This is a genomic window from Aequorivita sp. KMM 9714 (assembly GCF_011065475.1).
GTDB classification, from domain to species: Bacteria; Bacteroidota; Bacteroidia; order Flavobacteriales; family Flavobacteriaceae; genus Aequorivita; species Aequorivita sinensis.
In genome coordinates, this window is record NZ_JAAGRO010000001.1 from 293,964 (window position 1) to 312,544 (window position 18,581).

Consider the following 18,581-nt stretch of genomic DNA (forward strand, 5'->3'; position numbering starts at 1 on the left):
CCCGAAATTCGGGGCATTTTTTATTTCTTAATATTTCAATCTGCAAATAATTGAGAACACAAAAGAAGGTTTAAAAGGGTATAAATCTTATATTTGAAAAAAATAAAAAACGCTATGGCTAATACTCTACATTTTATTCATTCTTATTGGGCTTACTTAGTGCTGCTAATTGTAGTACTGGCAACTATTAACGCATTGGCTGGATTCTTTTCAAAAAGAGAATACAGTGCAAAAGATTTTAGAATTTCTCTTTTCGCTTTAATAGTTACCCACATCCAATTACTTATTGGGATTGTACTTTATGTTACTTCACCATTAGGCTTACAGAACATTACAAACAATGGGATGGGTGTTGTTATGAAAGATTCTACATTTAGACTATATGCAGTTGAGCATCCAATGATGATGATTTTAACTGTACTTTTTATAACAATTGGTTATTCAAAACACAAAAAGAATTTACTTTCAAACAAAAAATTTAAAACACTTGCTATATTTTACACAATTGGATTAGTACTTATGCTAAGTAGAATTCCTTGGTCACAATGGTTTTAATATAGATTCTTTTATAAATTACAAGGCACTCTTTAACTAGAGTGCCTTTTTTTATTTTACAAATAGCGCTAATCGTTTTTATTTTTTTCTTTGATCAAATAAATATAAACTGGAAAATGGTCGCTATATCCTCCTGTAAATCCACCAGAAAAACTTCGAAAAGGATACCCTTTATAACGTCCTCGTTGATTAATTAAATAATTTTTGTTGAAGATACCAGCTTTATAAAACCTATACGATGAAAAGTCTTTTATATTTAATTCGGTAGATATAATTATCTGATCAAACAAATTCCAATTATCGCGGTAAGCAAGGGTTCCCTGACCTTTTTTGTATAGCGTCTCCATTGGGTTGAAAAATTCTTTCAATTTTAAATCTTTACTTTTACCCTTCGTTTTAAGTGTCCTCTTAATACTAGGGCTTATAGGATCATCATTGAAATCACCCATATTTATAATTTTTGAATAGGGGTCTTCACTAAATAACGAATCTATTATTTTCTTATTAAGTTGGGCTGCACTAATTCTTTTTGGACGGCTTCTCTCTTCACCACCTCTACGCGAAGGCCAATGGTTAACAATAACACTAATTTTTTCACCATCTAACATTCCACTTACTAATAATTGATCACGGGTATGCACACGTTTACTAGTATCTACATCGTCATAAATTAATAATTCCTTAGCTACATAGTTAATTGGGGTAAACAATTTTTTCTTGTAAAGAAGGGCAACATCAATCCCTCTTCGGTCTGGACTATCAAAATGAACAATTCCATAATCGTCTTTTAACAAGTGCTTATGGTTCACAAGATCTTCTAAAACACGTCTATTCTCTATTTCGCATAATCCTATCAATGCTGGCGATGTTCCCGATTGATCAGCACCTATTTCAGAAATGACCCTAGCAATATTGGCAATTTTAGCTTCGTATATTTCCTTGGTCCAATTGTTCTTGCCATTAGGTGTAAAATCATCATCAAAAGTCAAAGGGTCATCTTCATAATCAAAAAGGTTTTCAACATTGTAAAATGCTATAGTTAGAATTTTAAACTCTTTATTATCCTGAGAAAACGAAGCAGAATTAATAAAAAGAATAAAGACCAACGTATAAAGTAAAGACTTCATAATAAACTACTAATATATATTAAATTTTACCTAAGTTACTGAATTTGTGATAGTTATAAAATTAATTTATATTTGATTGTTCAAACCAAAAGGAATAACCATGACAAATAACTTTAAGCAAAATGAAATACATTTTTTTAACATTTTGTGCAATTTTATTTGCGGGGTTTCCAGCCTATACGCAAGACAATTCCATATCGGGAACAGTTGTCGATACTTATTCCAGCGAACCTATTTCTGAAGCTGTAATTAACATTCAAAACAGTGATTTTAGAACAGTCACAAATTCAGATGGAGAGTTCTATTTTCTACAAAAAGATCTCCCAATTGGCGAACAAGTTATAAAAATTTCCAAACCAGGCTATAAAAGCATACAAATTCCAATAATAATCCAGATTGATAGACCTATTCACCTAAAATCTATTCTTTTAGAAGTAGATCTAGATGCACTTGAATCTGAAATTGGAGTTATTAGCCTGTCTGACGACCAATTAGACGAAGACGAAGGTACATCAGATAATATTTCAGGATTACTTCAAGCATCAAAAGATGTATTTCTAAATGCGGCTTCTTATGATTTTAGTACTACATTTTTCCGTCCAAGAGGCTATAGTTCTGAACACGGAAAGCTATTGATTAATGGTTTAGAAATGAATAAAATCTACAATGGTAGACCGCAATGGAGCAATTGGGGCGGATTAAATGATGTACAGCGCAATCAGATGTTTTCAATGGGGATATCTGCAAACGAATATACCTTTGGACACCTTGCTGGCACAACAAACATTATAATGCGAGCGTCTCAATACAGTAAAGGAGGACGTATCTCCTACGCATCTAGTAACCGTAGTTACCGCGGGCGTATTATTGCTTCGTATAACAGTGGTTTATTAAAAAATAGCTGGGCATATTCTGTGCTAATAGCAAGACGCTATGGCGATGAAGGTTATATAAATGGAACTTTGTACGATGCAAATTCATTTTTCGCCTCTGTAGAAAGGAAGTTGAGTAAACATCACAGCTTGAATTTAACTGCTTTTTACACACCCAACAGGCGTGGCAAATCTTCTCCAAACACCCAAGAGGTTTACGATTTAAAAGGAACTCAGTATAATTCATATTGGGGAAAACAAGATGGTGAAATACGAAATTCTAGAATTAGAGAAGTGGAAGAGCCTATTATAATGCTGAATCATTTCTGGAATATTTCACCAAAAACAGAACTGAACACCAATATAGGGTATCAATTTGGAAAAACAGGAAATAGCCGCTTAGGGTATGACAATGTTCCTAACCCAGATCCAAGTTACTATAAAAATCTTCCAAGCTACTTTTTATCAGACCCTAACTATCCTGATTATGAGGGAGCTTATCGAGCCTATTCAAGTTTTGTAAATAATGGACAGGTTAATTGGCTTAATATGTATGAAACAAATATTCTTTACGGAGGAACATCCCGATATTATTTATACGAAGACAGAAACGATGATAAACAGCTCTCAGCAAATACGATACTAAACTCTCGTCTATCCGATTACATTGAATTAAATGCTTCATTTAATTATAGAAATTTAAAATCGAGCAATTTCGCTAGTATGATAGATCTTTTGGGCGGTAATGAATATTTAGATGTGGATACATTTAATTCAGGTGATGCAGCGCAAAACGATTTAAATAATCCAAATCGACTAATTGGTGTTGGTGATAAATTCAAATACAATTATGAAATTGACGCTACTGATTACAGTGGGTTCGTTCAAGCACAATTTTCCTATTCATCAGTAAATTTTTATCTCGCAGCTAAAGCTGGGAAAACCAATTATCAACGAAACGGTCTATATCGAAACGGTTCCTATCCTGATACAAATGAATCTTTTGGAAAAAGCAAAAAATTAAATTTTACAACTTTTGGCGCTAAGGCTGGAATTACCTATAAAATAACTGCAAGGCACGCTCTCGAACTAAACACGGCTTATTTCACAAGTGCCCCTACAATACGTAATTCATTTTCAAATTCACGCCAAAACAACAGTACTGTAATTGGGTTAACAGAAGAAAAAAATATAAATGTCGATGGCAATTACATATTGCGATTTCCATTTATAAAAGCGCGTTTGTCGGGATATTACACTTTAATGCAAGATGGCTCAGAGATTTCATTTTATTATGCCGACGGGATTTCCGTTCCTGGGAGATCTGCTACTACAGCTTTTGTGCAAGAAGTGCTTACAGGTGTAGATAAGAAAAATATAGGAGCTGAATTAGGTATTGAAACTCAAGTTACACCTACTATTAAATTAAAAGCAGCCGCGGCATATGGAGAAAACATCTACAACAGTAATCCGGATCTTTACATCACTTCAGATGACTTAGATGAACCGCGCTTTTTTGGAAAATCATTTCTCAAAAATTATAAAGTTGCAGGAGGACCTCAACAAGCTTATCAAATAGGTTTTGAATATCGCGATCCAAGATTTTGGTGGTTTGGAGCTACTGCTAATTATTTCAATCAAGCATATATCAATATATCTCCTCTTACTCGCACCGAAAATTTCTATTTAGATAATGACGGAATGCCCTTTAACGATTATGACCCAGAAAAAGCACGACAATTACTTAAACAGGAAAAGTTTGACCCTTATATGTTGGTGAACATAGTAGGCGGAAAATCCTGGAGAGTTAAAGGAAAGTACATCGGATTTTTTGCTGTAGTTTCTAATATTTTAAATAAGCAGTATAAAACAGGTGGCTTTGAGCAAGGTAGAAATTCAAATTTTAGAACACTATCTGAAGACACGGCCAATGACACACCGGTATTTGGTTCAAAATACTGGCATGGATACGGAACCACTTACTATATAAATGCTTACATCCGATTTTGATTAAGAACCGTAATTTTTTTTAATTATGAAAAATTTAAAAAATATAAAACTAATAAGCCTTTTATTCCTTCTAGGGATAATGGGAGCCTCCTGTGTGCATGACGATGATTATAATGTTCCCGAAATAAATGTAGAAGAGCCGAATGTTGATGTAAATACCACTATTGAAACTATTAAAAGAATTTATCGAGGATACGAACCAAAAGTTATCGAAGCTGGTGAAGGTTCTACACGAGAATTATACTTAGCAGCTTATGTCATTTCAAGTGATGAAACTGGTAATTTCTATAAGTCATTAGTTATTCAAGATTCACCTGAAAACCCAAGTGCAGGAGTGGCAATTTCTACTGAAGCAACAAATCTATATACAAAATATGAACCTGGACGAAAGGTGTATTTTCGAGTTGATGGTTTGTATATCGGTGAATATGCTGGACTACCCACCATTGGGATTCTTGATGGAGATGAAGTTGGACGAATAAATATCGAAGATTTTGAAGAAAGAATTTTGCGTTCTACTGAGAAAATTGAAATCCAACCGCAGACAATTACCATTTCACAGGCAAATGACAATGATACAAACGAAGTATTTCTTAACACCTTAGTGAAATTTGAAAATGTCCAATTTCCTGAAGGCCTTGCGGGAATTGCTCATTACGGAAATCCAGGAAACACCTATAGTGTAAACAGACAGTTAGAAAATTGTGATGAAGAAACTATAGTGCTAAGAACTAGCGGATATTCTGATTTCAAAGGTTTGTTACTCCCCGAAGGAAACGGAGAAATAATTGCTGTTTTAAGTCGATTTAATAATGACGTACAACTGTTTATCCGCGATATTGATGATGTGAATATGAATAACGAAAGGTGTAATTTAAGTGGAAATGGTGAAATATTTGATCTGCCTTTTTTTCAAGATTTTGAAAGTCACAATTCAGGTGCTGGAATTCCTTTAGACATTGAAGGTTGGACAAATATAAATGTAAGTGGTGGAACGAGAGTGTTTGAAGTAATGGAGTTCAATTCCAATAATTATACACAAACCTCAGCATATAATTCCGGAGAAAGCCCATTCGAAGTTTGGTTGGTAACTCCTGGATTACGATTACCAAGCGATTCGTCCCCTATTCTTACTTTCGACACCAATGACGGCTTCTTTAATGGAGAAGCATTAACCATAAAGATAGCCACAGACTTCGATGGAGACGTTTTAACTGCAGAATGGACAGACTTGGATGCAGACATATCCGCTGGAAATTCCAATGGCTACGGCGCGGAATTCACGCCTTCTGGAGATATTGATCTTTCGACATATGCAGGAGAAATAGTATATATTGGTTTTCAGTATTTAGGTGCGTCAAATGGCATAACAACCACCTATCAAATAGATAATATTTCTGTAATTGAATAAATCTAAAGTAGTAATCGAATCCAGAAATGCTAAATTTTAAATCTATAACTTTATACTGTTCATTTAAACGCATCTTACTATGATTTCCGAAAGATTGATCTTTAATCATTACACCTCCAGTGATTTTGAAGATTACTTTCAATTGGTGAGTAATATCGATGTAATGAAAATGGTTACTGGTCGTCCAGATGAAGAAAATGAAGCTCGAGAAAGGTTTGAGAATATGCTAAATGATAATGTGAAAAATTTAGTTATCGGAAGGTTTAAAGTAACCCTTAAAAATAATGGAAGTTTTGTAGGGCATGCAAAGCTCGAGATGACAAAGAAAAATGAAGCAGAAATAGGATATTTGCTAATGCCTGAATTTTGGGGCAAAGGTTATGGTTCTGAAATTGCGCTCAGCATGGTAAACTTGGGGAAGCAGATTGAAGATATTCACAAATTAGTCGCAATTATAAATCCTGAAAATGTAGCATCTCAGAAAATCTTGAAGAATCAAGGGTTCGAATGGGACTACGATGGCGATTATCTTGGTTTACCTGCCGCTTACTATAAATTGAAAATATAAAAAAAGCCCTTACAATATTTAATTGTAAGGGCTTTTAAATTGGTTGGTTATTTATGTAAGCTTTCTAAAAATTATCTTTTTTGGATAATGAATTCAGAACGTCTGTTTTGTTGATGTTCATCATTTGTACAATTACCACCACAATCTACAGCTGGTCTACTTTCACCAAAGCCTTCACCACTAATTCTGTCTTTAGAAATTCCTTTCGAAATTACATATTGTACAGTACTCTTAGCTCTTCTATCAGAAAGTTTTAAGTTGTATGCAGCACTTCCACGGCTATCTGTATGTCCTTCAACTTTAATAACCATGTTTTCGTTTTTCTTCATCAACTCAACAAGTTTATCAAGTTCGAAAGCAGCTTGAGGTTTTATATTGTGTCTATCGAAATCGAAGTAAATAGTATTAAGTTTCACAATGTTTCCTTCAACTATATCATCGATAGGACGAAGTGCAATTGTAATATTCTCTTCACCTTCATTAAATCCAGCTACAGTTTCAGCATTGCTTTCATATCCTTCTTTAAACACTTGAACAACGTGATCTTGATCACAAACAACTAATACTTCACTGTTTCCATCAGCATCTGTGTTTTGACTCTTCAATTTATTTTCACGGTTGTCGTAAAGATCGATTCTAGCATCAGAGATAGGTTCATTTGTAGAAGCATCTACCACTAAAACGTTTATAGGTAAATCGCAAGATTCAATTTTCTTTATTTTGTAAATATCGTCGCTTCCTTTTCCACCTGCACGGTTAGAAGACACATATCCTTCTTCCGTTTCAGGGTTAAAGGAAAAAGCAAAATCATCACTACTACTGTTAATACCTAAGCCTAGATTTTTAACTTCTCCAAATCCATTTCCTTTAGCTGGAGCAGAAAACACATCTAATCCTCCAATACCTAAATGAGCATCACTTGAAAAATAAAGAGTACCATTCGCATCAACGAAAGGGAAAACCTCTCTACCTTCAGTATTAATTCCTTCGCCTAAGTTTTCTGGTTCACCAAAAGTTCCATCTTCATTGATAGCTACTTTATACAAATCAGCATTCCCCATTCCACCTGGTCGGTCGCTTGAAAAGTAAAGCGTTTTACCATCTGGGCTAATTGCTGGGTGACTAGAAGAAAATTCTTTACTGTTAAATGGCGCAGACTGAATATTTCCCCATTCGCCATTTACTTTTTCAGCATAAAAGATGTTTAATTCATTAATCCCTTGTTCACTTTTTTTGTATTTCCCATTGAAATAATCATTTCTATCAAAATACATACGTGTACCATCAGGAGTAATAGCTACAGAACTTTCATGAAATCTAGTATTTATTTCATCGTTTAAAAGTTTTGCGTTTTTTACAACATCATTTTCAATAGTTGCTTTATATAAATCTAAGAATGGTTCATCGTTTAAGTCATAATTCTTGCGAAGTATATTTCTACTTGATGAAAAATAAAGTTCATTATCTACAACATGACCACCAAATTCTGAATACCTTGTATTTATCTCTTCTAAATTTACAGCTTCAAATTTTTGATTTTTTTCATCTGCAATACGAGGAAGGTAATTTGGGTCTTGCATAAATGCAATTGCACGAGAATCTTGAGGTCTCAGCTTTGCATATTCCTTCATATACTTATTGTATTCTGAAAACTTCCCGTTAGATTTAAGTACTTGTGCGTAATTATAAACAGACTCTGGATCTGCATCAAGTCTTTTTACAACTCTTTTGTAGAAAATTTCAGCATTTTTAGTGTCATTAATATTGTAATAACTATTTGCTAAACGTTCTAATACATAAGTGCTTTCATCACCTCTTTTTACAAGTCTGTGATACGCATCTATGGCGTCGTTATACTGTAGCCTTTCGTAAAATTCGTCGGCTGTCTTAGTTTTAAAATTCTGGGCGGTAAGCGTCGAGGTACTTACAGCCATTAATAAAAATATTATATATATATTTTTCATATTAAATGAAATTAGTTAGTTATTAGAAGAATCTAGGTGAACGTAAAACTTTCGGTTTTAAATTAAGATCGAATGATAGTATAAGCTCGTGAGAAGCTGGTCCTACAATTTTAAGATCAGAAGTTACGTGATCGTATGCATATCCAAAACGGATATCTGGAGTGATATTTACTCCAAATAATGCACTAAAAGAATCATCTACTCTGTAAGATCCACCAATTTCAATCATGTCAAAGAACAAAAAGTTCAAGTTGGCATCCCATGAAACAGGAGCATCAAATGCAGATTTTACCATTACAGAAGGCTTAAGTTTGAAAGCTTCTGAAACTTGGAATACATAACCTGCAGTTGCAAAAAAGTGATTTGTTTCTGATCCGTATTTGATTCCATTTTCATCTAAATGAACAGACTTCATTAAGTTAGGTACTGAAAGACCAACATAAAAATTTTCTCCGTATAAGAATGCTCCCGCACCAAAATTAGGATATGTATTGTTTATGTTTTCCGAAAACATTGGATCGTCTGGGTGCTGAAGTTCTAAACTTGAAAGACCTACATCGTGGAAAGTTGCACCAGCTTTAAGACCAAGTGCTAAATTTACTGTATTTCCTAAATGTAGCGTATAAGAAAAGTCTGCGTAAACATTAGTTTCCTTTACTGGCCCAATTTCATCTCTAATTGCAGAAAGACCTAGACCTATATTACTCCCTATTGGACTGTGTCCAGAAAATGTAAAAGAAACAGGGTTTCCTTCTAATCCATGCCATTGATTTCTATACAAGGCTGTAAGCGATAAGCTTTCTTTAGAACCTGCATATGCGGGGTTAACCACGTTCATATTGTACATGTACTGAGTGTATTGAGGATCTTGCTGTGCTTGTGATTCTTGCAGCAGCAATACCGTCATAAGTACTGTTAAGATATATATATGTTTTTTCATTTTTATCTATTTGGTAGTTAAAAAGTATTTAGTAGAATTTTAGTTCGCTTTTTTGTTTAGATAAATCCAGCCTGTAGCTTGTTCTCCATAAACAGCGTCATTTCCAGCAAGATCAATTACATAGAAGTATGTTCCAGTTGGAAGTTCATCTCCATCAGTAGTCTGACCTTCCCATTGGTTTGTATAATTATCTTGCACATAAACTAAAGTACCAAATCTGTTAAAGATTTGAATCTTTCTAATTCCAGTTCTATCATTTAAGAAATTCAAATCAAGGATGTCGTTATACCCATCTCCATTTGGTGAAATACCTTCGGAAATAATACAATTTGTAATTGGGTACAATGTTAAATCAACAGAGTCTTCTGCTGTACACTGATCGTTAGATACTAATACAGTATAAGTTTGAGTACCTATTGTTCCTTGTTCAATTACAACTTCAAGAGTGTTATTAGTTTCACCTTCAAGTAGCGTTGAATTTAAATACCATTGAAAAGTTACACCTTCAACATCTGTGTTTGCTGTAAGAATTGTGGTTTGGTTAGCACAAATTTGGAAATCTGCACCTAAATCTACAGTAGGTGATGCAATTACATTCATCACAATTGTAAATGATGTGTCTCCACAAGGATAACCGATATTTACCGTGTAAGTCCCAGCTGCAGAAGGTGAAAAAATAGCTTCTGTAGAAAGAACGTTATTGTCTTGATCTACCCATTCATAAGTAACTAATGAAAGATCGATGTCAGTATTAGTAGGTGTAGCGTCAAAAACTGGAAACTCTTCAACATCACATATTTCTGCTGAAGTTGGTAAATCTGTAGTTATTTCAACAGTTTCTACAACTTTAAGTTCTACTTCAGAAGTTGCATAACAAACCGCAGAAACATTACTCTCAACTCTAGCATATATAGTTTGAGGGTTAGTAACGTTCGTATAAGGAGATGTTAAAGGTGCTTCACCGGCATCAGCATTAGCTTGAGTTAGGTAATAAGTTACAGTAAACTCATTAGGGTCTTGGTTACCTAGAACTCTTGAAGAGTTTCCGTCAAGATCAAAGGCTTCAACACCATCGTTAGATGAATCGTCACATGCAGTTATATCAATTGCTTCAGCTGTAGCTATAGGGCCGAATGATACATTTACGATATCTTCAACAGGAGAGTTACACTCAGTTCCGTTTGCAATTACCTTGTATTCACCTGTTTCAGTAGCAAGGTATTCACTTGAAGTTTCACCTACGATTAGAACATCGTTTAAGTACCACTCATAAGTTTCTACCGGACCAGAAACTGTAGTAGTTAAAAGAACTTCGTCTTCACCACATAAATTTTGATCTCCTTCATTAATTGTAACTGAACAATCAAAAACGATGTCGCAGTTTGTACTTCCGTCTCCTCCTATTTGGCCTAATTTAATGTAACCTGGGTTACGATTGTAATTAGTAATTACTAGAACGTAAATTTCTCCAGTTTGTGCATTTGGGATAGTAAAGTTTTCAATTGGTTGAGCCGAATAACTACAAGCAATTTCATTGAAAGATTGTAGCTGAGTATAATCACAAAGATCATCTCCTGGCTGGAAAGGTCCCCAGGCAATAAAATCCACATCTAATCCCTGTCCAATAGGGTCACCATTGGCATTAAATGCTGTATTTTGAATAATTTCAAAATCTAAATTTCCAGGCTGGTCAATTTGTAAATAAAACCATGCTGGGTAAGGCTGTGAAAACAAACATCCGTAATCTGGCCCTGCTTCTGCAGTAGCATTACAGTTAGGATCTTGGTCATTACAGTTTGCAAAAATAAGTGCGTCATTTCCTGCACAGAAAGGCTGAATATCGGCACAAGTTCCTCCCCCTTGGGCAAAAACAGATGTAGATGATAGCATCAATAAAAAGAAAGATACTATTGGTACGATAGTTTTAAGATTGACTTTAAAATAATGTTGACAATCCCAAAAACTGTTAGGTAATTTTATCTCCATAAAATTTAGTGTTGGTGATGATTAATTAATAATTTGATTTTACTTAATTTTTCAGACGCGAAATATAAGAATTTCCGAGATTATATTCTTGTTAAAAAAGAGTTATATTCCCAAGCCCAATAAGCAAACTTCATTGATAATTAATTAGATATGTTAGTTTATTTACAATCTTTCACTCATTCAATGTAAAATGAATAATAATCACATCAATTATTGTTTTATTGTTACATATCTAATAATCAGCAATTAATTCTCTCTTTTGTAAAATATTACAGAAAACATGAGTGTTTTGTGTTAATTGCATCTAAAGTATAAAAATCTCTTGCTAAGTGTTTCGTACATTTGTTTTAATATATACCAACAAATGACAGTATCTACTAAAAAAATATGATTGAACAAACTGATATCTCATACGAGAAAACAATATTAATAGGATTAATAACTAAATTTCAAGACGAAGTAAAGTCTGAAGAATACTTAGATGAGCTAGAATTTTTAGCTTATACCGCCGGCGGTGAAGTTTTAAAACGCTTTACTCAAAAAATGGATGTTCCTAATCCAAAGACATTTATAGGTACCGGAAAGTTAGAGGAAGTTAAAAACTTCGTAAATGAAAATGAAGTTGGCGTAGCTATTTTTGACGACGAACTTACCCCTGCACAGCAAAAAAACATTGAAAAAATACTTCAATGTAAAATTATAGATAGAACAAATCTTATCCTTGATATTTTCGCGCAAAGAGCACAAACAAGCTATGCACGAACACAAGTAGAGCTTGCACAATACGAATATCTATTACCTCGACTAGCGGGGATGTGGACTCACTTGGAACGTCAACGTGGGGGAATTGGAATGCGTGGTCCTGGAGAAACAGAAATTGAAACGGATAGACGTATAGTTCGAGACCGTATATCTTTACTTAAAGACAAATTAAAGAAGATCGATCGTCAGATGGAAGTGCAACGCGGGAATCGAGGTTCACTTGTGCGTGTAGCTTTGGTTGGATATACAAACGTAGGGAAATCCACCTTGATGAACGTAATTAGTAAAAGCGATGTTTTTGCAGAAAACAAACTCTTTGCAACACTAGATACAACTGTAAGAAAGGTTGTTATTGGCAACCTACCATTTCTTTTAACCGACACTGTTGGTTTTATTAGAAAGCTACCTACACAACTAGTAGAGTCTTTTAAAAGCACCTTAGATGAAGTGCGTGAGGCTGATTTATTGCTGCATGTTGTAGATATAAGCCACCCTTCTTTTGAACACCATATTGATTCAGTTGAAAAAATTCTGGAAGAAATTGGAAGCGCTGATAAGCCTACTGTTATGGTTTTTAATAAGATTGATGCTTATGAGCCAGAAGAAATTGATGAGGACGATTTAATTACTGAAAAGACCAAAGCACATTATACTTTGGAAGAATGGAGACATACATGGATGGCGAAACTTAATGGAGATGCCATTTTTATTTCAGCATTAAACAAAGAAAACTTTGATGAATTCCGAAAGTTAGTATACGACAAAGTGAGAGAAATTCACACCACTCGTTTTCCTTACAACACTTTCCTATACGACGAATATACAGAGGAAGAAGAATAAAAAAAGACCTGTCAAAAAAATTAAATTTCTGACAGGTCTTTTTAATTTAAAGTCCTTCTTGTAAAGAACTTATAATTAAATTTTTATTTAGAATCCGTAAGTAAACCCTACTCCAATTGCTTCACGAATTTGGAACCCTTGAGCAGCGTTGTCATCATAAATAGCCTGGAAAGTAGCGTTAGCTGATATATACTTATTTACCTTAAACAATAAATTCATAGTATAATCTATATCAACATTTTGTGGATCTTCTAAGTAATTTGAGTAAAGAGCCAATAAGTTTTCCATTGACACGTTTTCCATCAAATCAAGTTTTGCATAAGCAGAAACTGAAGCGCCAAATTCAAAACGGGTTGTTTCGTTAGCTTCAACACCAAAATATGGGTTTTCATTAAATGCTGCGATAGCTACTGGGTTGTTACCAACATTTGTAAAATCTTTATTTACAAAAATTAAACGTGCAGTTGCAGGCGCTATATTAACATAAAGATTATTGTTCTTTTTCCACATCATACCAGGACCAAATTGTAAGTAACCTGGAGACATAAATTTAGAAACTTCAGTACGGTATCCTTCATCACCTGGGTTTAAGTCGGTATTATACTCATAACCAGAACCAAATTGAGTTTTAAAGTTTAAGAAGAATGAGTAATACCAGTTACTTTCTTTTATTTGTCTACCCAAGATTGAGTTTAACTCAAGACGATCATTAGTTTTACGCGCATACTTGTCGTCCTTATTTTTAGTCATACCATATTCTGCAATAATACGGTTGTTCCAACTAAGCTTATCGTGCTTATAGTTGAAATCGTAATTCAACCCAAGATTACCTGCAATATTTGAACTTCCCCCACCAGTCCACTCGTGGTTGAATGCAGCTTGGTTAAACAATAAAGAAATGTTTCCTGATCTTGACCAACCATTTGGGATAGTATCCTCTTTGGTTTCATTTTGAGCAACTAGTGCAAGTGGCGCACATAGGATTGCTGCAAGTAGTAAAATTTTTTTCATGAATCTTAAAGTTTTAATTTAAGGCAAAAATAATTACTAATTTGCATATCGTGTAAAAAATTAACAAAAAAGAGCGTTAAAATTACGGATTTGCCAATTATTTGTTAAAAACGTTACTTTTTCTTGAATAGCGGCACCGAAGAACAGGCTTCGCCATACATAATACTTTTAGCTACAGGCTGAAGCTTTTGTGCTACTTGCACATAGGCATTTGGAGGTATTGGTTTACTTACACATCCTTTTATAATTACAGGTTTGTCCTGATATTCAGAAACATCTAAATCCTTAAGAATTTCGGTAAATAGAACACTTTCTAATTCCTCTAGACTTCCTACAGTAACATTTTTTGCAAAAGGGGATAAATGAAGTGAAATCAATAGATACGCCCATCCAGGTATAATTGCATCTGTACTGCAATAAAGGGCTACATATTTATTTTGATACTGACTCCAATCGTGCTCGTTGGCTTTCTCTCTAAATTCTTTTTCACGAAGTACAATGCCTTCTGCAAGCCAAATGGAAATATCAAAAGCAAGTCTTTCACCTTTTGGATAAAAATCCTCAAGATCAAAGACCATAAGCTTACTATTCGCTACGCGATTTACAATTTCTTCCACAGAGAAAGTTATTAAAATATATTATAAAACTTTTTTATTAAAGCATTCCGAGTTCTAACTTAGCTTCTTCACTCATAAGCTCTTGACTCCAAGGCGGATCGAAAGTCATCTCAACCTCAGCATCTTTAACGTACTTTAATGACTTTACCTTATCTTCTACTTCCATAGGTAAGCTTTCTGCTACAGGACAGTTAGGAGTTGTTAGAGTCATTAATATTTTTACTTCGTAATCTTCATTAATAAATACGTCGTAAATAAGTCCTAATTCATATATATCAACCGGAATCTCTGGGTCATAAATGGTTTTAATAACGGCGATTACTTTTTCGCCGAGTTCAGCCATATCTATTTTTTCTTCCATTTGTTTAACTATTTGCTTGTGTTTGATATGCTAATGCATACATTTTCATTTGTTTAATCATTGATACTAATCCATTAGCACGGGTTGGAGAAAGGTGTTCTTTCAATCCAATTTCGTCTATAAAATCAGTATCCGCATCAAGAATTGCTTGTGGTTCTTGGTTTGAAAACACGCGGACTAATACTGCAATTATTCCTTTCGTAATAATAGCGTCACTATCGGCAGTGAATATTATTTTGTCGTTTTTCATTTCAGAGTTTAACCACACTTTACTTTGGCAACCCTTAATGAGCTTGTCGTCTGTTTTTAATTTATCATCAATAAGCGGAAGAGATTTTCCTAAATCTATCATATACTCATAGCGTTGCATCCAGTCGTCAAACATTGAGAACTCATCTATCAACTCTTCTTGTATTGCTTCAATTGTCATATTTATTCTTGATTTCTAATTTCTTTTTTAGCTGAAAGCACTACACTTCTATCAGTTTTTGAATAAAAGGTTAGCACCCCGTCTTGTAAGGAATATGATCCCGTTTTATTTAATGCGTCTAAAAAGTCGCGCTCAACCTTCATGATATCTTTACCAGTACATTCCCTTTCGCTTACTGCTAAGTCTTTAAAGCTAATTGCATATAAATCTAGATTGTAGGTTCCAAACACCGAGTTACAGCCAGTAGCACCTCTGAAAGTGTTATCTAATGCTGACATAGAAAATGAAGGAACTTCTTTAACAGTAGGTTTTTCTCCATTAATAGCTGAAACAGTATAGTTGCCTGTTAGCTGAACGCTTCCAGCAACATCTATAACTTTTTTAGTCTCGTCGCAACTTGTAAAAATAAGTGCGAAAATCAATATTGATAATGTAGCAAGTGATTTCATAGTATAATTGTTTTAATTGATTTAAACTTTTATAAAGTTACAAACTCAAAATTTACTAGAATTGTACATTAACTTTTTATAAGGTATTTATGAAAGCATCATTTTTGCTTTTTTAACAGCTTCCACTAATGCATCAACTTCTTCTAGGGTGTTGTAAAACGCAAAGGAAGCTCGAACAGTTCCAGGGATTTTATAGAAATCCATAATTGGTTGAGCACAGTGATGCCCTGTTCTTACAGCTATACCTAGTTTATCCACAATTGTCCCTATATCATACGGATGTAAGCCTTCAATATTAAAAGAAATTACAGAGGTTTTTTGTCCTGTTCCATAAATTCTTAAACCTTCGATTTCAAGGAGTTTTTTGGTCGCGTATGTTAAAAGCTCATTTTCATGAGCCTCTATTGCCTCAAAACCAATTGCATTAAGGTAATCTATTGCTACACCAAAAGCTATACCTCCACAAATATTCGGTGTACCGGCTTCAAATTTATGCGGAAGTCCAGCATAGGTGGTTTTTTCGAATGATACTTCAGCAATCATTTCACCACCGCCTTGATATGGAGGAAGTTTGTTTCCCCACTCTTCTTTCATATATAACATTCCAACCCCTGTTGGGCCGCACATTTTGTGAGCAGAGGTAACATAGAAATCTACATTTAATTCTTGAAGATTTGGCTTTATATGCGAACAAGACTGAGCTCCATCAATCAAAACAGCAGCTCCTACCTCATGTGCTTTCTCGATAATTTCTTCTATTGGGTTTATGGTTCCCAATGCGTTTGAAATATGATTTACAAAAACAAGTTTTGTTTTATCTGAAAGCAGCTTAGCGTATTCATCCATAAGCAACGTTCCTTCTTCATTCATTGGAATTACCCGCAGAACAGCACCTGTTTTTTCACATAGCATTTGCCAAGGAACAATATTACTGTGATGCTCTAAAGCAGAAACAATTATTTCGTCGCCTTTATTTAAGATTGCTGCAAAGCCATTTGCAACCAAGTTAATTCCGTGAGTTGTTCCCGCAGTAAAAATGATTTCAAATGCTTCTTTAGCATTAAAGTGATTCTGAATTTTATGTCGAGCCGCCTCATAAGCATCAGTTGCTTCTTGTGAAAGCGAATGCACACCTCGATGAATATTTGCATTGTAGTTACCGTAATAATCTACAATAGCATCAATCACCTGTTGTGGCTTTTGAGACGTAGCTGCATTGTCCAAATACACTAATGGATACCCATTAACTTTTCGAGAAAGAATGGGGAAATCTTTACGTATATTATGGATATCGAAGGACATTTATATTCTTTTAATTAATTCTTGAATCTTTGTTAGCTTACGAACACTATTTCTTAAAGTTCAAAGCCTAAACTTACTCCAATCTTATTTGCAATAAGCTTGTTGATTCGCACTTTCAATTCTGGAATTTTTACACTTTCTAAAACAGTGTTTGCGAAAGCATACATCATTAAACCACGTGCTTCTTTCATTCCAATTCCGCGGCTTCGTAAGTAGAATAATGCCTCTTCATCAAACTGACCAATAGTACATCCGTGAGAACATTTTACATCGTCTGCAAAAATCTCTAATTGAGGCTTAGCGTTAATCGTAGCATTATCGTCAATTAAAATATTGTCGTTTTGCTGGTATGCATCAATCTTTTGAGCATCTTTTTCAACGATAATCTTCCCATTGAATACACCTACAGATGAATCAGCAAATAGTCCTTTGTAGTCTTGGTGACTTTCACAATTTGGTGAAATATGATGAACTAATGTATTGTGATCTACGTGTTGTTTTCCTTTAAGGATGGTTATTCCTTTTAATGTAGAATCACTGTTCTCTCCATTTTGGAAGTAGTTCAAATTATTGCGAACTAATTTCCCACCAAATGAAAAAGTATGAACACGACAAACCGTATCACGTTGTTGTGAAATATACGTATTGTCTATTAACGATGCCGATTCAACATCATTTTGAATTTTATAATAATCTACATAAGCTCGTTTTTCAGCAAAAATTTCAGTTACTGAATTTGTAAGAACTTCATTATTAGAAAGACTTTGATGGCGTTCTATAATTTGTACGTGAGCATTTTCACCTACAACAATTAAATTTCTTGGTTGAAGAAACATTGCCGCTTCGTTGCCAGTTGAGAAGTTTAGAATCTCAATAGGCTTTTCTACTTCTTTATGCGCAGGAATATGGATGTATGCACCTTCTTTAGTAAAAGCTGTATTAAGCGCAGTTAAACTATCACTTTTCGCAGCTTTATTGAAGTAAGCTTCAATAACAGGCTTGTATTTTTTCTTGTTAAGAGCAGCCGACATTAAACAAACGTCTAAGGTGTCGTGTGTAGTTTCCGAAAGGAATGAACTATAAACTCCATCTATAAAAACAAGTTTATAGGTGTCTATTTCATTAAGGAAATACTTGCGTACATCTTGAAGTTCAACATTGCGTTCTTTATTTGAATAGACACTATAGTCTGTTTTTAATAAAGAATTTAGTGAAGTATACTTCCACTCCTCATCTTTTTTTGTTGGAAATCCTTTCTCTTCAAAGATTTTTATAGCATTGTTACGCACATCGTGTAATGGCGAATCAAACTCCAAGTAATCTTCGAGAGCAATATATGATGATAATAATTTGTCTTTAAAACTCATTTCTTTCAA

General features: G+C 34.2%; 16 protein-coding genes. 5 read left to right on the forward strand and 11 right to left on the reverse strand.

Features of this window, described 5'->3' with window-relative positions:
• Window positions 1-114: 114 nt before the first annotated feature.
• The gene (locus G3A46_RS01320; protein WP_165147551.1) at window positions 115-555 is read left to right on the forward strand and encodes a hypothetical protein; all 441 of its coding nucleotides are present in this window, start codon (window positions 115-117) and stop codon (window positions 553-555) included.
• 68 nt (window positions 556-623) lie between these two features.
• On the opposite strand, the gene G3A46_RS01325 is transcribed toward G3A46_RS01320, so the two are convergent.
• Complete coding sequence (locus G3A46_RS01325) at window positions 624-1,682, reverse strand: endonuclease/exonuclease/phosphatase family protein (RefSeq protein ID WP_165145210.1); 1,059 nt, start codon at window positions 1,680-1,682, stop codon at window positions 624-626.
• Between the two features lie 122 nt (window positions 1,683-1,804).
• Between G3A46_RS01325 and G3A46_RS01330 the strand changes: the two genes are divergently transcribed.
• From G3A46_RS01330 to G3A46_RS01340, 3 genes are all read left to right on the forward strand, one after another.
• Window positions 1,805-4,564, forward strand: coding sequence for a TonB-dependent receptor (locus tag G3A46_RS01330; RefSeq protein ID WP_165145213.1), 2,760 nt, complete (start codon window positions 1,805-1,807; stop codon window positions 4,562-4,564).
• A gap of 25 nt (window positions 4,565-4,589) precedes the next feature.
• Window positions 4,590-5,975 carry a DUF5689 domain-containing protein gene (locus G3A46_RS01335; RefSeq protein WP_165145216.1) on the forward strand — a complete coding sequence of 462 codons (1,386 nt, stop codon included), beginning with the start codon at window positions 4,590-4,592 and terminating at the stop codon, window positions 5,973-5,975.
• A 79-nt stretch (window positions 5,976-6,054) separates the two neighbouring features.
• The gene (locus tag G3A46_RS01340) at window positions 6,055-6,543 is read left to right on the forward strand and encodes a GNAT family N-acetyltransferase (RefSeq protein ID WP_165145219.1); all 489 of its coding nucleotides are present in this window, start codon (window positions 6,055-6,057) and stop codon (window positions 6,541-6,543) included.
• 71 nt (window positions 6,544-6,614) lie between these two features.
• Here the strand turns inward: G3A46_RS01340 and G3A46_RS01345 are convergent, their stop codons facing one another.
• Genes G3A46_RS01345 through G3A46_RS01355 form a run of 3 tightly spaced genes read right to left on the reverse strand, consistent with a single transcriptional unit; the run spans window position 6,615 to window position 11,433 of the window.
• Window positions 6,615-8,507 (reverse strand): OmpA family protein, encoded by a 1,893-nt coding sequence (locus G3A46_RS01345; RefSeq protein WP_165145238.1) that lies wholly within the window; start codon window positions 8,505-8,507, stop codon window positions 6,615-6,617.
• Window positions 8,508-8,529: 22 nt separating this feature from the next.
• Window positions 8,530-9,447, reverse strand: coding sequence for a type IX secretion system membrane protein PorP/SprF (locus G3A46_RS01350; protein WP_165145241.1), 918 nt, complete (start codon window positions 9,445-9,447; stop codon window positions 8,530-8,532).
• 39 nt (window positions 9,448-9,486) lie between these two features.
• Window positions 9,487-11,433 carry a gliding motility-associated C-terminal domain-containing protein gene (locus tag G3A46_RS01355; protein ID WP_165145244.1) on the reverse strand — a complete coding sequence of 649 codons (1,947 nt, stop codon included), beginning with the start codon at window positions 11,431-11,433 and terminating at the stop codon, window positions 9,487-9,489.
• Between the two features lie 387 nt (window positions 11,434-11,820).
• On the opposite strand from G3A46_RS01355, the gene hflX reads away from it, so the two are divergent.
• Window positions 11,821-13,035, forward strand: coding sequence for a GTPase HflX (gene hflX / locus G3A46_RS01360; RefSeq protein WP_165145247.1), 1,215 nt, complete (start codon window positions 11,821-11,823; stop codon window positions 13,033-13,035).
• An 87-nt stretch (window positions 13,036-13,122) separates the two neighbouring features.
• Here the strand turns inward: hflX and G3A46_RS01365 are convergent, their stop codons facing one another.
• From G3A46_RS01365 to sufD, 7 genes are all read right to left on the reverse strand, one after another.
• Window positions 13,123-14,046, reverse strand: a complete 924-nt coding sequence (locus G3A46_RS01365) for a DUF3078 domain-containing protein (protein WP_165145250.1) — start codon at window positions 14,044-14,046, stop codon at window positions 13,123-13,125.
• Between the two features lie 113 nt (window positions 14,047-14,159).
• Entirely contained in the window at window positions 14,160-14,663 is a 504-nt protein-coding gene (locus tag G3A46_RS01370; protein WP_165145253.1) for a DUF2480 family protein, read from the reverse strand.
• A gap of 37 nt (window positions 14,664-14,700) precedes the next feature.
• The gene (locus G3A46_RS01375) at window positions 14,701-15,024 is read right to left on the reverse strand and encodes an SUF system Fe-S cluster assembly protein (protein ID WP_139854098.1); all 324 of its coding nucleotides are present in this window, start codon (window positions 15,022-15,024) and stop codon (window positions 14,701-14,703) included.
• 4 nt (window positions 15,025-15,028) lie between these two features.
• The gene (locus G3A46_RS01380) at window positions 15,029-15,454 is read right to left on the reverse strand and encodes a SufE family protein (protein WP_165145256.1); all 426 of its coding nucleotides are present in this window, start codon (window positions 15,452-15,454) and stop codon (window positions 15,029-15,031) included.
• Between the two features lie 2 nt (window positions 15,455-15,456).
• Window positions 15,457-15,903 (reverse strand): META domain-containing protein, encoded by a 447-nt coding sequence (locus tag G3A46_RS01385; RefSeq protein WP_165145259.1) that lies wholly within the window; start codon window positions 15,901-15,903, stop codon window positions 15,457-15,459.
• Window positions 15,904-15,990: 87 nt separating this feature from the next.
• Window positions 15,991-17,205: a cysteine desulfurase gene (locus G3A46_RS01390; protein ID WP_165145262.1), complete on the reverse strand. Its 1,215-nt coding sequence runs from the start codon at window positions 17,203-17,205 to the stop codon at window positions 15,991-15,993.
• Between the two features lie 53 nt (window positions 17,206-17,258).
• A complete protein-coding gene (gene sufD, locus G3A46_RS01395) occupies window positions 17,259-18,572 on the reverse strand; it encodes a Fe-S cluster assembly protein SufD (protein WP_165145265.1) in 1,314 nt (437 codons plus the stop codon).
• Window positions 18,573-18,581: the final 9 nt, after the last annotated feature.

Excerpts from the sequence above, each read along its gene's own strand:
- G3A46_RS01320 (WP_165147551.1), top strand. The coding sequence starts at position 115 with ATGGCTAATACTCTACATTTTATTCATTCTTATTGGGCTTACTTAGTG.
- G3A46_RS01325 (WP_165145210.1), bottom strand. The coding sequence starts at position 1,682 with ATGAAGTCTTTACTTTATACGTTGGTCTTTATTCTTTTTATTAATTCT.
- G3A46_RS01330 (WP_165145213.1), top strand. The coding sequence starts at position 1,805 with ATGAAATACATTTTTTTAACATTTTGTGCAATTTTATTTGCGGGGTTT.
- G3A46_RS01335 (WP_165145216.1), top strand. The coding sequence starts at position 4,590 with ATGAAAAATTTAAAAAATATAAAACTAATAAGCCTTTTATTCCTTCTA.
- G3A46_RS01340 (WP_165145219.1), top strand. The coding sequence starts at position 6,055 with ATGATTTCCGAAAGATTGATCTTTAATCATTACACCTCCAGTGATTTT.
- G3A46_RS01345 (WP_165145238.1), bottom strand. The coding sequence starts at position 8,507 with ATGAAAAATATATATATAATATTTTTATTAATGGCTGTAAGTACCTCG.
- G3A46_RS01350 (WP_165145241.1), bottom strand. The coding sequence starts at position 9,447 with ATGAAAAAACATATATATATCTTAACAGTACTTATGACGGTATTGCTG.
- G3A46_RS01355 (WP_165145244.1), bottom strand. The coding sequence starts at position 11,433 with ATGGAGATAAAATTACCTAACAGTTTTTGGGATTGTCAACATTATTTT.
- hflX (WP_165145247.1), top strand. The coding sequence starts at position 11,821 with ATGATTGAACAAACTGATATCTCATACGAGAAAACAATATTAATAGGA.
- G3A46_RS01365 (WP_165145250.1), bottom strand. The coding sequence starts at position 14,046 with ATGAAAAAAATTTTACTACTTGCAGCAATCCTATGTGCGCCACTTGCA.
- G3A46_RS01375 (WP_139854098.1), bottom strand. The coding sequence starts at position 15,024 with ATGGAAGAAAAAATAGATATGGCTGAACTCGGCGAAAAAGTAATCGCC.
- G3A46_RS01380 (WP_165145256.1), bottom strand. The coding sequence starts at position 15,454 with ATGACAATTGAAGCAATACAAGAAGAGTTGATAGATGAGTTCTCAATG.
- G3A46_RS01385 (WP_165145259.1), bottom strand. The coding sequence starts at position 15,903 with ATGAAATCACTTGCTACATTATCAATATTGATTTTCGCACTTATTTTT.
- G3A46_RS01390 (WP_165145262.1), bottom strand. The coding sequence starts at position 17,205 with ATGTCCTTCGATATCCATAATATACGTAAAGATTTCCCCATTCTTTCT.
- sufD (WP_165145265.1), bottom strand. The coding sequence starts at position 18,572 with ATGAGTTTTAAAGACAAATTATTATCATCATATATTGCTCTCGAAGAT.